The following is a 13,181-nucleotide window of genomic DNA, read 5'->3' as shown; positions in this document are numbered from 1 at the left end:
CCCGGTTAAGGGAAGAAGAGAGGAAACGGGCCATATAAAGCAAAGTTATGTGCCCGTTTAGGGGGAGCAAGCGGAAAATGGGTTACATAAAGAAGTGATATAGCCCGGTTAGGATAAAGGAGTTAGTGTTTCACCTATCCAAGTGCCTGCTCAGTAGCCCTTCTTTTTTCCAATAGGACTGTTCTTTTGATAGTATTTAGTTGGTATTCTCGTGAAAGCCTAACTAATATTAAGAAATCTTCATAGAGTTCAATATCTTATAAGAAAAGATGAAAAGAGACATAGGGGTGAAAAAAGTGATCCGCTTTGAAAATGTGTCGAAAAAATATGACGATGGAACATTTGCGGTAAAGAATTTTGATTTACATATCAAGGAAGGGGAACTGCTTGTCCTGATTGGTCCAAGCGGCTCCGGAAAAACGACCACATTAAAAATGATCAATCGATTGATTCCTCTTACGGAAGGCTACATTAAAATCAAGGATAAGATGATCAGTGACTATGATATTCATGAGCTTCGCTGGGACATTGGATATGTCCTTCAGCAAATTGCACTATTTCCGCATATGACGATTGAAGAGAATATTGCGGTTGTCCCGGAAATGAAGAAATGGGAGCAGAAAAAGATTGATCACCGTATAGATGAATTACTGAATATGGTTGGACTTGAACCAAAGACGTACCGTAAAAGGCTGCCCCATGAATTATCGGGAGGACAGCAGCAACGAATTGGTGTGGCACGCGCACTGGCGGCCAACCCGCCGATAATTTTAATGGACGAGCCATTTAGCGCATTGGATCCCCTAAGCAGGGAAAAGCTCCAGGATGATTTAATTGAACTTCAAAAAAACATCAAGAAAACAATCGTATTCGTTACCCATGATATGAACGAAGCATTAAAGCTTGGAGATCGGATTTGTTTGATGAGAAAAGGAGAAGTTGTGCAGACAGGAACACCGGAAGAGCTGATCCAACAGCCTGTAAATGAATTTGTCCGTGAATTTGTGGGGATAGATCAGGGAAACAGAACAAATGTAGATGTACGGGAAGCTATTCAACCGTTAGCCGCTGATGAACTGAACAATCTGCCTGTAATTCCTTCGACAGTATCTATAAATGAAATTCTTTCGTTATTGAGTGAGCATGAACAGCTGGCGGTTGAAGAAATGGATGAAATAATCGGGACCATAGACAGGCAGGGAATGATCATGATTTTATCCAGGCAGACGGAGGGGATGAAATGAATAGCTGGACTTCCACATTTATAGATAGAAAGGAAGAGCTTTTAAGTTCCCTTCTGGAACATATCCAAATTTCTTTTATAGCACTATTTTTCGCTGTCCTAATTGCTATACCATTGGGAATCTTTCTTACCAGAAGGAAGCAAATTTCGGAAGGGATCATCGGGGTAACAGCTGTTCTGCAAACGATTCCTTCGCTTGCATTGCTTGGCTTATTAATCCCTCTGTTCGGCATTGGGAAGGTGCCTGCTATCATCGCGCTTGTGGTATATGCGCTGCTGCCGATATTAAGGAATACATATACAGGAATCAATGAGGTGGACCCTTCGCTGATTGAAGCCTCTCGTGCCATGGGAATGAACAGTAAGCGCCGTTTGATGAAAGTTGAACTCCCTTTGGCGATGCCCGTCATCATGGCTGGAATCCGGACGGCGATGGTCTTGATTGTCGGAACTGCGACGATTGCCGCGCTGATAGGAGCAGGGGGATTGGGCGACCTGATCCTCCTCGGAATCGACAGGAATAATACGGCATTAATTGTACTTGGCGCAATACCCGCCGCCTTGCTTGCCATCCTGTTCGACATTGTGCTTAGAAGGTTCGAAACTGTTTCCTTTAAAAAATCTCTTATCACGATTGGCGCTATATCTTTAGCAGTCCTTTTAATAATGGTCATTCCATTTTTAGGCGGAAAAAATGAAGAAGAAATCGTCATTGGCGGAAAACTGGGTTCCGAACCAGAGATTTTAATCAATATGTATAAACTTCTTATTGAAGAAGAAACAGACCATTCTGTTCAGTTGAAACCTGGACTGGGAAAGACTTCATTTGTTTTTACAGCATTGGAAAACGGCAATATTGACATCTATCCCGAATTCACCGGCACGGCCATTTCGGAATTTTTAAAAGAAACAGCCAGCAGCACAAGCCGGGCAGAAGTATACCAACAGGCAAAAGAAGGAATGAGTAAGAAGTTCGATATGAAAATGCTTCAGCCTATGGACTATAACAATACCTATGCTTTAGCTGTTCCCAAACAGCTAGCTAATGAAAATGGCTTGAAAACCATTTCCGATTTAAAAGCGATTGAATCCTCGCTAAAGGCAGGTTTCACACTAGAATTTTCAGATAGAGAAGATGGTTACAAAGGAATCAAAAAGCTCTACGGACTAAACCTTCCAAGCCTGATCACAATGGAGCCAAAACTAAGATATCGAGCGGTCAAAAATGGCGAAATAAACCTTGTAGATGCCTACTCAACCGACAGTGAACTGCAGCGATATAAACTAGTCGTTCTTGAAGATGATAAAAACCTGTTCCCTCCATATCAGGGAGCCCCACTACTAAGAGCAGAAACAGCAGAGAAGTATCCCGAAGTCGTAAAAGCCCTCAACAAGTTGGGCGGTAAAATCACAGATGACGAAATGCGGAAAATGAATTACCAGGTGAATGTAGAAGGGAAGTCGGCGGAAGAGACTGCCAGGGAGTATTTAAGGAATGCGGGTTTGATTGATTAATCCTAAAAGAAGTGCAATAGAAAGTTACGATGTCAACTCAATATGAAAAGAATGGAAAACCCTCGCGGCATGATTAGCGAGGGTTTTTGTTTGCCTAAGTTTTGAAGTATTAAAAAAAAGATAAATTTCTAGTACTCCCAGGGGTTTTATATGTGATTTGACTCACTACATTGATAATCATTCGCAATTAAGATGAAGGTAAGAAATCAAAGGAGGGGATTTGGTTGAAAGCGACAGACAGGAAGGCCCAGGCAGAAATTCAGGACGAAATCGTTGAGGTTGCCAGTGACGACAATTCGAAGGTAGGAACCTGGATATCAGTTGGAGTAGTAGGAGCGGTCATTCTTGCTACGTACTTTATTCTATTTGGACTCTATATGGCACGAGTATAGAAGGGGGAGCGAAAAAGATGCATTTGGATGAAAAAATCTGGCTGTTTTTAAGTTTTGGCATGATCATGGGTTTCATGATTTTTACTGGGTACCAAGCAGTGGCTTTGGGAATGGGGCCGCCAAGCCATAAAGAAACGATCGATCCCCAAAAGGTCGATGAAACAGCTCCGTTTGATGAGCCAGGAATTAAACAAATCGCCGAAAATGAGTATGAAGTCGTCATGACCCTGCAGGTGTTTAGTTTTACACCGATGGAAATCGAAGTTCCAGCTGGTTCTACTGTGCATTTCACATTGACTTCTAAAGACGTTGTCCATGGTTTCCAAGTTGCAAATACGAATTTGAACGCAATGGTCATGCCGGGACATATCCAAAAAATATCTCAAAAGTTTGATGAACCAGGGGAATATTTGGTGTTATGCAATGAGTATTGCGGTGCCGGGCATCAGGCCATGAGCACGAAAATCATCGTAAAATAAAAAGGGGGGGAAGAATGTGCAGTCTGCAGTAAAAGCAACTTCATTTAACCAAAAAACAAATCAAATATTAGGAATTAGTCAGGAAGATGCCAGGATTTCGAAATCATACTTATCTATCGCATTTATCGCATTGCTGCTTGGTGGCTTTCTTGGATTGCTTCAAGGGCTGAATCGTGCAGGTGTCCTGCAATTGCCTCCATGGCTTAATTATTATCAGGTGCTGACGGCCCATGGAATCCTGTTGGTTGTTGTATTGTCCGCATTTTTCACGATTGGGTATTTTTATGCCGGACTCTCACACACACTGGGAGGGTTGCTGCCTAAAGTAAGGAAAATGGCATGGATCGGCTTTTGGATGAAGATTTTCGGATTTGTTTTGGTCGTCATTCCGATTCTAAAGAATGAAGCATCCGTAATGTATACCTTCTATCCGCCAATGGCTGCATCGCCAATGTTTTACTTTGGCTTAGTGTTCATTGTATTAGGCATCTGGATGCTTTCATTGGGAGCATTTACACAGGTAGCGAACTGGAGAAAGAATCACAAGGGGCAACATCTCCCGATCCTCGCCTTCTTTGCAACAGGTGTCTTCGTCCTGTTAGTTGGCGCAACAGCATTTGTAGCAGTTGAAGTCCTTTTCATGATCATTCCATGGACACTAGGCTGGACCGACGGCATCAACGTCTTGCTGGCGCGTACACTTTTCTGGGCATTTGGCCATACGGCCGTTAACATCTGGTATCTGACAGCAGTTTCAGCATGGTATGTTATCGTGCCAAAAATAATCGGCGGAAACCGCTGGAATGACCTTTTAACTCGCATGGTTGTCATTCCGTTAGTGATCATGAATATTACCGGCGGATTTCACCATCAGATCATTGACCCGGGTATTTCAGAGTCCATCAAATATATGCACGTTTTCATGAGCCTTGCAATCGGGTTTCCTTCTTTAATGACCGCGTACGCGATGTTCAGGGTATTTGAACGTACCGCAAGAGCGAAAGGCGGAAAAGGGTTAGTTGGCTGGTATAAAAAGATGCCATGGGGAGATGTACGATTCCTGTCTCCTTTTATCGCCATGGTAGCATTCATTCCTGCTGGAGCAGGCGGAATTGCACAAAGCACAAACCAATTAGACCAGGTTGTACACAATACGATGTGGGTGGTAGGTCATTTCCACATAACACTTGGTATGTCTGTCATCATGACCTTCTTCGGCATCAGTTACTGGCTGGTTCCATATCTATCAAAACGGGTGTTGACTTCTGGCATGAATAGATTGGGAGTGATTCAAACCGCCATATGGACTTTAGGAATGGTAATCATGGCGATTTCCATGCATATCGTAGGTCTCTTCGGTTCTCCGCGAAGAACTTCATTCACAACCTATGGGAATTTTGCAGAAACGCTTGGCTGGAACCCGTATATGGTTGCAGTAGGCATTGGAGCGAGTTTATTGCTAGTCGCCGTCATCCTTCAAGTTTATGCGGTTTTCAATCTCATGTTCTTTGCTCCAAAGGGAGTAACAGAGTTTCCAATTGCAGAAGAGGAAGCAGGAGCAGCGAAAACTCCATACTGGACAGAGCGCTGGGGAATCTGGGTTGTGCTCATGCTGCTGGTTGTTTCAATGGCTTACGTCTTGCCAATCGCAGACATGATCATGAATGCACCTCCAGGTTCGCCGCCATTTAAAACTTGGTAAAAAGAAAAGCGCAAGCGCCTTGGTCAGCCCCGACAAGCGTTGGAGGGCCTGCCATTGAAGTCGTTCTTTGACTTCACTGGCAGGACCGAAACGACTCGAGGGGCTAGGCGCTGGAGCTGGATACTAATCTAATTGCAAAAATCTTTTTACTTTCTTGTTATGTAAACGAAGAGATAGCTCCTGAATCAGGGCTATCTCTTTCAAATCAGCTATGTGAAATCGGGATCTATAAGAATCATCACTGAAAAAATGGGATGTGATCAATTTGATCAAAAATCGGCAAACACTTGTTTCTTGTATAGTTGTATTAGTGTTTGGATTGTTTTTATTTTATGCGGGAACAGATGGATTCACTGCGTATACAGCAGAGACAGCAAGAGTGACAAAGCTGGTTGAGGAACAGCCCCATTTTCCGGAATTAACCTTTGAGGATAGTGCGGGTCGGACCTATTCAATATCTGAATTCGAAGGTAAGTATGTATTTATCACTTTTATTTATACAGGCTGCACCACTATTTGCATAAAGCTAGAAGAAAACATGTCGCAGGTGTACAATCTGCTTCCCAGTGAGTATTTAGGCAAGGATATTGTCTTTTTAAGCATAAGCTTTGATCCTGGCAAAGATGATCCTGCTACTTTAAACAAGTATAAGGATTTATTCGGAAGTGACGGAGAGACTTGGAGAATGGCAAGGATTCCGGACCAGGATCAGTTAGATACCTTACTGAAGAAGTTTGGCGTCATTGTAATTCCAGATGGAAATGGGAACTTCGCTCATAATTCAGCGTTTTATTTAGTGGACCGGCAAGGCGCACTAGTTGATGTAATGGATTTTACAAAGGTAAATGAGGCAGCAGATATACTGATAGAGACTCTAGAAGCAGATAGGGGGAACTAACGATGAATCTATTTCTGTTCGGGCTTGTTCTTTTAATCGGTTTAATGCTTCCTCCTGTTGCAAACTTAATGGAATCCGTCATGATCATTCACATGCATATGCAGATGCCGATGCTGGTGATTGCGGGCTTTTTCATGGGACAATTTTTCCAGCGGAGGTTTCCTCATTTCTTTTCAAAATATAATCAAGAGGGCATTCCAGGTATCCTTCTTTTTATCATCATTATGGGTTATTGGATGCTGCCGCGTACAATGGATGAAGCCTTGACTGTAAATAGTGTGGAATTATTCAAGTTTATCAGTTTGCCATTCCTCGCGGGAGTGCCTCTAAGAGATTCCTGGAAAAAGCTAAGCAAGAACCGAAAAAATTACACCATTGGATTTTTCACAGTGATATTCTCCGGTATGGGCTGGTTATATATTCAAGCAAATGATCAGCTATGCAACAATTATTTAGTAGTTGACCAGATGATCTTGGGATGGGGCTTTATTACAATGGCTATCTGTATGGTGATTTACTTAGTCTATACGGCTGTAGTGGATCCTTCATTATATGAGTAGAAATTGAACCCGTGTGACCATTTGGCTAACATGCCACAGCAGGGCGTAATCAGGTATAATAAGTGGAGGGTATTATATTAGAAGCGGTAATTGTCGGATGTGACATCTGCGGGTAAAGGCGAATCAGGGAATAGGAGGACTAAAATGAAAATAGCAATCTCATTCAGTGGCGGGAAGGACTCCACACTAGCATTATACAAAATTCAAAACAATCCTGTTTTTGAGGTTGATTCACTGCTCGTGACGCTGACAGAAGGATTCGATCGCGTATCGATTCATGGAGTCCGCTACGAGCTGTTGAAGCTCCAGTCTGAGTCATTAGGCATTCCATTAAGAGAGGTATGGCTTCCTCAGGACTGTCCGGACGAAAAGTATCAAGAAATTATGGGGAAAACTGTTGCTGGTATGAGAGAAGATGGAGTTACCCATATCGCTTTTGGCGATATACATCTTCAGGATGTTCGGGAATATCGAGAAAAAATGTTATCAGCATCGGGAATAATCCCAATATTCCCTCTCTGGGGTTTACCTGTTGAGGAAGTAAGTCGTGAGTTTGTTGATCTTGGATTCAAAACGGTTTTAACATGTGTTGATTTAGAAAGTCTGGAGCCGTCCTATGCAGGAAAAGTATATGATAGAAAACTTATCATGGAATATCCGAAAGACCATGATATTTGTGGAGAGAATGGAGAATTCCATTCATTTGTGTTCGATGGACCTAACTTTACATTCCCCATCAATTATAGATTAGGCGAGGAAAAAGTGACAAAGGACTATTTCACTAAAAAAGATAGATTCTTGTATATAGATTTAATTCCGTATTAAAGTTTATAAACTTTTAAGTGCAAATAAATAGTAAACAAACTTCCAGCAATGAAAAAAATGACGCCCGAAATTGAGTTTGGAGAAAGATAATGTAAAAGATCCATAAAAAGCACCCCTTTATTTAGATAGAAATATCGTATTGCGATATTTTGTATTTTAATTATATCGTGTTAAGATATATTTATCAATAAGAAAGTAAGGTGGAATTTTTGCTTAGTAAAGACGTATATGAGTACCTTGGTGAGTTTCGGTACCAATTGAGGAAGTTCCAGAAGTTCAGTGAAACAGCAGCTGAAAAAATGGGCATCACCACCCAGCAGCACCAATTGATGCTGGCCATAAAAGGGTACCCGGAAAGGGATTATGCTACACCGAGCGAGCTGGCAGAACGATTGCAAATCACCCATCATTCATGTGTTGGCCTGATTGACCGTAGTGAAAAATCAGGACTGGTCTCACGCAGGAAAAACCCGGAAGACGGCCGAAGTATCTTTGTAGATGTAACACATAAAGGAATGGAGATCCTCGAGGGCCTATCTGAGATTCATCTTGAAGAAATAAAGCGGATCGGATTATTTAAGGAGAAGCTTTGAATATGAAGCGAGAAATACACAACTGAATAGAGAGAATTCGCCCGAGAAAAAATCAGTTGATTAAGAGGTAACTTATGAAAAACAGAATCATCTTTTTTGGAATTTTAACTACAGTAATAATCCTTCTTTTGGTAGGGGCTTATAAATTGATGAATTCCAGGACTGTTCAATTGTTCGGAGGATTGACAGCCGAAGTAAATACCGACAAAAAAGTAGTAGCTTTAACCTTTGATGATGGACCAACAAATAAAGTTGAAGATATCTTGCCAATATTAGAGAAGCACGATGCTAAGGCAACATTTTTCCTGATTGGCAATGAAATCGAAAAAAATCCAGAAGCTGCACAAATGATTGCCAGGGCAGGTCATCAAATTGGGAATCACACCTATTCGCACAAAAGGATGGTGTTAAAATCTCCTTCATTTATCAAAGAGGAAATCCAGAAAACCAATAAGCTGATCTTAAAAGCTGGCTATAAGGGTGAAATTGACTTTCGGCCACCTAATGGAAAAAAACTGCTCGTACTTCCTTATTACCTGAACCAGCAAAATATCCAAACGATCACCTGGAATTTGGAACCTGATTCCTATTACACCAAATCATCCGACAAGATAAATTATGTAAAGAAAAATGTAAAACCGGGATCCATCATCTTATTGCATCCTATGTACGATAAGAAAGGCGAAGAGCTTAAAACACTCGAGGGAATCTTGAAGACATTGAGCACAGAAGGATATAGATTCATCACGGTAAACGAGCTTCAGGAGATGTAAATGATATGTACAATCATTATATGGATAAACATGGGTACTTTAAAATGTTTTTTTACATTAAATGTGCCCATGAAAAGAAGGCGAAAACTTGAAAATGGTGACAGGTACATATAGATACCTGTCATTTTGTGTTTACAAATTGAAAAATTAGCTGGTTAAGTTCTTTCGCAGCCTTAGTCGGGATACGATGGTCAACATTCTCGATTAAATGCATTTCGTTTTGGGGCAATTTTTCATGTAATTGCCTTGCATAAGAATGAAAGGGCTTATCCTTTTTGCCATAAACCAGTAAGATAGGTTGAATAATCTCCTTTAGCTGATTGACACAATTGTACTTTAGACTATAGCGGTAATATTGCTCAATGTTGCGGTAATCTCCTTTTTTTGCTTCTGAAAACATATTTTTAAACAGCTTTAAATTATTTGAATTACTCCAGGAGATGGACCAGGCTAATAAGTTTATGGCTCCTTTGCTTGAAAGCTTGATTCCTAAAGAAATCTTCTTTCTCAAGTAATCGTCATTTACATCGGGCATTGCCCCAATCGAAATTCCCCCTAAAGCTCTATCAGGAAACGTCAACATAAATTCTAAAACAATAGAACCCCCCGTAGAATATCCGCTTATAAACGCTTTTTTTATATTAAGATGGTCCAATAGTTGAATGATATCCTTAATAATCAGTGGATAGGTTATTGGTTCTGGCGAGTATGGACTTTTTCCGTGTCCCCTAATATCAAAAGTAATGATCTGAAAATTTTTTGAGAGTTCTTCTAACTGATATTTGAAGTTTACTGAAGTCAATACAGGCGGGTGGATAAAAACAATCGGAGTTCCGCTTCCTTTTACAGTATAATACAGGCTGGCATTTTTCATATTCAGCATCGGCATGAACTTGTCACCTCAATTCCTTATTAATATTGAATTCTTTAACCAAATTGTCTGAATCAGGAAGAGTATAGACCGCTTATAAAGTTTACTGTAGACTCAATGGATATTTTCCCTTACTTTATTACAAAAAATGCGTATTGCCTGGGGGAGTGAAACAGAAAAAGGATATAGAGGAGTATTTATGGAGTGTTATTTCTTCAATGAGTAAAATATTCAAAAATGAAAAAAGCCTTCAAACCAATTGGTTTGAAGGCTTTTTAAGTAAGTGGAGAATAGGGGGCTCGAACCCCTGACCTCAACGCTGCCAGCGTTGCGCTCTCCCAGCTGAGCTAATCCCCCGTATCTAAATAGATAAGGTACAAGAAAGATTATATAACCATCTCGCCGGACATGCAAGACAAAATTTTATTAGTAAACTAAAAAAAGCCGCGATTGAGCGGCTTTCCTACAAACCTTCAATTTCAACCCGGTTAATACCTTCGATTTCCGAGACCGCTTCATAAACATCAGTAGTCTTTCTGCGGAAGTCCACAGTTACAATCAATTGCACCAGCTGGTTTCCTTCTGCCAAATCCTTGATACGGACGTTTTTCAGGGAGATTTTTTCCCCTTTAATCCTGGTTATGATATCGGCAATGCTTTCCCGGCTATTGACATTGAACTGCAGCCGAATCTCTTTTTCCCTTAATTGCCTTGGACCTATGAAAGTCATAAGGAACGGTATGAATTCCACACTCACGATCAGTAAAGCAACGCCTGCAATGGCCTCCCAGTAAAATCCGGCTCCAACTGTGATGCCGATACCGGCGGCTCCCCAAATCATCGCTGCTGTGGTAAGGCCTGAAATCGTGTCATTCCCTCTTCGTAAAATAACCCCGGCACCAAGGAAGCCGATACCAGAAACGATCTGGGCCGCCAAACGTAGAGGGTCCATTGTGATATTAACGTCTTCATCCCCTGGAAACATATAAGCTGATTCACTAGAGACTATCGTCAAAAGACAGCTGACGATCGAAATAACAAGGCTCGTTTTAAGTCCAACCGGTTTTCTTTTAATCTCCCTTTCAAGCCCGATGACCAGACCCAAGAAAGCAGAGATACCCAACTTAAGTAAAATTTCCATATCAATTGAAAAGAACATGTCGCTTCTCCTGCCCCTGATAAGATGTATTTAAATTCCCTAAAAATGACGGACTAAACTTTTCCAATAAAAATTAAATTTAATCCAAGATAAAAGTTCGATTTCATTGTAAAATACATATAATTCACATTGTGTTACTTAAAGGAGAATGGAAATGGAATCACCTAAAGTAAATCCTTATATGGCGGTAGCGATCGGAGTCGTAGCAGTCTCGACTTCTGCGATTCTCGTTAAAGTCTCGTCTGCACCGTCCGGAGTCATAGCTTTTTACCGATTATTCTTTTCTGTACTACTCATGCTGCCGGTGTTTCTTATAAAGTATGTTTCGGAACTTCGTCTTATTACGAAACGTGATTGGGTATTCAGCGGGATAGCAGGAATCTTTCTGGCCTTTCATTTTATCCTCTGGTTCGAATCGCTAAACTATACCTCAGTAGCAAGCTCTACTGTCCTGGTGACTCTGCAACCGCTATTTGCATTTGTTGGGGCCTACCTGTTTTTTAAGGAACGTGTATCCGGTAAAGCGATTTTAAGCGGCTTGATAGCAATTGGAGGCAGTGTCATCATCAGCTGGGGTGATTTTAAGATCAGTGGAAGCGCACTGTTTGGAGACTTTTTGGCGATTGTTGCATGCGCCTTGGTAACCGTCTATCTTTTATTTGGCCAAACCGTTAGGAAGAGAATGTCTTTAATAACCTATACTTTTATCGTGTACAGTATCAGTTCAATCACTTTATTCTTCTATGTAATAGTTGTGGGTGATTCGTTCTATCCATATCCTACAAGCGATTGGGTATACTTTGTCCTTCTTGCGCTTATACCAACTTTGCTTGGGCATACATTGTTCAACTGGTCCATAAAGTGGATCAGCGCCTCAGTCATTTCTATGGCGATACTTTTTGAACCGGTTGGTGCAACTGTTTTGGCATTCTACCTCCTCGGTGAAAAAGTAATTTGGACTCAGGTTATCGGAGGACTAGTTGTTATTGGTGGGATAACATTGTTTTTAGTAGATGAAAGAAGGATGAAGCTAAAAAATCAAGCCGAAATCAAATCAATCTCGGGGTAGGGGATGAAAGTGCAAATTAGAAAAGCTACGAAAGATGACGCGAGCGGTATTGCCAAGGTTCACGTTAGAAGCTGGCAAGAAACTTATCAGGGAATGGTAAGCCAGGATTATTTGGATTCACTGAAGATGGAAGATCGAGAGCCTTTATGGGAAAAAAGCTTGTCAGAAAGTGCTGATACATCTCCAGTGTTTGTTGCTGTTAATTCTGAGGAAGAAATAGTCGGCTTTGCATCTTTTGGAAAAGAAAGATCAGGGAATTTTAAAGCCGATGGCGAATTGTACGCGATTTATATCCTTAAAGAGTACCAAAGAGGAAAGCTCGGGTTAAGACTGCTAAAAGCCGGTCTGAATGATTTGCTGAAGCAAGATTATAACTCCATGCTCGTTTGGGTGTTAGCTGATAATGAAAGTCGAAAATTTTATGAAAGCCTTCATCCCAAAAAAGCAGGAGAAGAAGTTGTGAAAATTGCAGGCAAGGAATATATAGAAGTAGCTTATATTTGGAAGGATTTAAATATGCTGCATCAGACTACTATAGAAAAAATGTAAGAGTATAGGTGTCAATCTGTAAGGTATAAACAAAAAATCCCTTAAAGAGGGATTTTTTATATTTTAAATGAAGAGGTAAGTAAACCTTGAAAACAATAATGCACAGACAGAGCTTAAAATAAGAGTTCCTCCGTGAACCTTTCCTTCAGTGTTTGCAATTTTAATGGCTTCAATATAGGCAATGCTAAATAAAAGGATTGCCATGACTAATGATAGATAAAGTGCAATTGATTGCAGCAAATAGGATCACCTCAGTATATTAGTTTGTCCAAAGCATTATATGATTTCAAATGAAAAAATATTAATGAAAGCATATAATTAGGAAGAAACTCGTAAAGCTGAAATGATTTCTCGTATTGTGAAAAAAACTTTTAAAATTATATTGCAAACATATTTTAACCGTGGTATATTTAATCTCGCTTCAGGAAAACAACGTTGAATTTGAAAAAACAAACATCTGTTTTTACGAAAAAGAAAAACAAAAATGATGTTGACAATAACAAATCAGCGTGTTATATTAATAAAGTCGCTTCTGGGCGACGAACTGAACAAC

Annotated in this window: 14 protein-coding genes and 1 tRNA gene; 12 read left to right on the top strand and 3 right to left on the bottom strand. The window is 40.6% G+C overall.

Features of this window, described 5'->3' with window-relative positions:
- Positions 1-296: 296 nt before the first annotated feature.
- The 10 genes from TY49_RS12150 (at position 297) to TY49_RS12110 (ending at position 8,980) form a co-directional block, all read left to right on the top strand.
- Complete coding sequence (locus TY49_RS12150; protein WP_041966181.1) at positions 297-1,244, top strand: ABC transporter ATP-binding protein; 948 nt, start codon at positions 297-299, stop codon at positions 1,242-1,244.
- Positions 1,241-2,758 carry an osmoprotectant update ABC transporter permease/substrate-binding subunit OpuFB gene (opuFB, locus tag TY49_RS12145; protein WP_041966180.1) on the top strand — a complete coding sequence of 506 codons (1,518 nt, stop codon included), beginning with the start codon at positions 1,241-1,243 and terminating at the stop codon, positions 2,756-2,758. The genes TY49_RS12150 and opuFB overlap by 4 nt, the downstream gene beginning before the upstream one ends.
- Positions 2,759-2,982: 224 nt before the next feature.
- Entirely contained in the window at positions 2,983-3,150 is a 168-nt protein-coding gene (locus TY49_RS24660) for a hypothetical protein (RefSeq protein ID WP_156972674.1), read from the top strand.
- Positions 3,151-3,167: 17 nt separating this feature from the next.
- Entirely contained in the window at positions 3,168-3,629 is a 462-nt protein-coding gene (locus TY49_RS12140) for a cytochrome c oxidase subunit II (protein WP_041966179.1), read from the top strand.
- Positions 3,630-3,645: 16 nt separating this feature from the next.
- On the top strand, positions 3,646-5,331 hold the full coding sequence (locus tag TY49_RS12135; RefSeq protein WP_041966178.1) for a cbb3-type cytochrome c oxidase subunit I: 1,686 nt from the start codon (positions 3,646-3,648) through the stop codon (positions 5,329-5,331).
- Positions 5,332-5,596: 265 nt separating this feature from the next.
- The gene (locus tag TY49_RS12130; protein WP_041966177.1) at positions 5,597-6,229 is read left to right on the top strand and encodes an SCO family protein; all 633 of its coding nucleotides are present in this window, start codon (positions 5,597-5,599) and stop codon (positions 6,227-6,229) included.
- Positions 6,230-6,231: 2 nt separating this feature from the next.
- A complete protein-coding gene (locus TY49_RS12125) occupies positions 6,232-6,789 on the top strand; it encodes a hypothetical protein (protein WP_041966176.1) in 558 nt (185 codons plus the stop codon).
- A gap of 144 nt (positions 6,790-6,933) precedes the next feature.
- Positions 6,934-7,614 carry a Dph6-related ATP pyrophosphatase gene (locus tag TY49_RS12120; RefSeq protein ID WP_041966175.1) on the top strand — a complete coding sequence of 227 codons (681 nt, stop codon included), beginning with the start codon at positions 6,934-6,936 and terminating at the stop codon, positions 7,612-7,614.
- A 200-nt stretch (positions 7,615-7,814) separates the two neighbouring features.
- Entirely contained in the window at positions 7,815-8,207 is a 393-nt protein-coding gene (locus TY49_RS12115; protein WP_041966174.1) for a MarR family winged helix-turn-helix transcriptional regulator, read from the top strand.
- Positions 8,208-8,281: 74 nt separating this feature from the next.
- On the top strand, positions 8,282-8,980 hold the full coding sequence (locus TY49_RS12110) for a polysaccharide deacetylase family protein (protein ID WP_041966173.1): 699 nt from the start codon (positions 8,282-8,284) through the stop codon (positions 8,978-8,980).
- Positions 8,981-9,101: 121 nt separating this feature from the next.
- Here TY49_RS12110 and TY49_RS12105 read toward each other — a convergent pair whose 3' ends face one another.
- The 3 genes from TY49_RS12105 to TY49_RS12095 form a co-directional block, all read right to left on the bottom strand.
- Complete coding sequence (locus tag TY49_RS12105) at positions 9,102-9,869, bottom strand: alpha/beta fold hydrolase (RefSeq protein WP_041966172.1); 768 nt, start codon at positions 9,867-9,869, stop codon at positions 9,102-9,104.
- Between the two features lie 266 nt (positions 9,870-10,135).
- Positions 10,136-10,208 (bottom strand) — tRNA-Ala (locus tag TY49_RS12100).
- A 106-nt stretch (positions 10,209-10,314) separates the two neighbouring features.
- Positions 10,315-11,010 carry an MgtC/SapB family protein gene (locus TY49_RS12095; RefSeq protein ID WP_041966171.1) on the bottom strand — a complete coding sequence of 232 codons (696 nt, stop codon included), beginning with the start codon at positions 11,008-11,010 and terminating at the stop codon, positions 10,315-10,317.
- A gap of 154 nt (positions 11,011-11,164) precedes the next feature.
- Between TY49_RS12095 and TY49_RS12090 the strand changes: the two genes are divergently transcribed.
- Together TY49_RS12090 and TY49_RS12085 are read left to right on the top strand one after the other, a co-directional pair.
- The gene (locus TY49_RS12090; protein WP_041966170.1) at positions 11,165-12,079 is read left to right on the top strand and encodes a DMT family transporter; all 915 of its coding nucleotides are present in this window, start codon (positions 11,165-11,167) and stop codon (positions 12,077-12,079) included.
- 9 nt (positions 12,080-12,088) lie between these two features.
- Positions 12,089-12,628, top strand: a complete 540-nt coding sequence (locus TY49_RS12085; RefSeq protein WP_052442173.1) for a GNAT family N-acetyltransferase — start codon at positions 12,089-12,091, stop codon at positions 12,626-12,628.
- Positions 12,629-13,181: the final 553 nt, after the last annotated feature.

Source organism: Mesobacillus selenatarsenatis SF-1, assembly GCF_000813125.1.
GTDB classification, from domain to species: domain Bacteria; phylum Bacillota; class Bacilli; order Bacillales; family Cytobacillaceae; genus Mesobacillus; species Mesobacillus selenatarsenatis.
The sequence above is the reverse complement of the archived record's forward strand: the minus strand, read 5'-3'. Positions and strand labels throughout refer to the sequence as shown.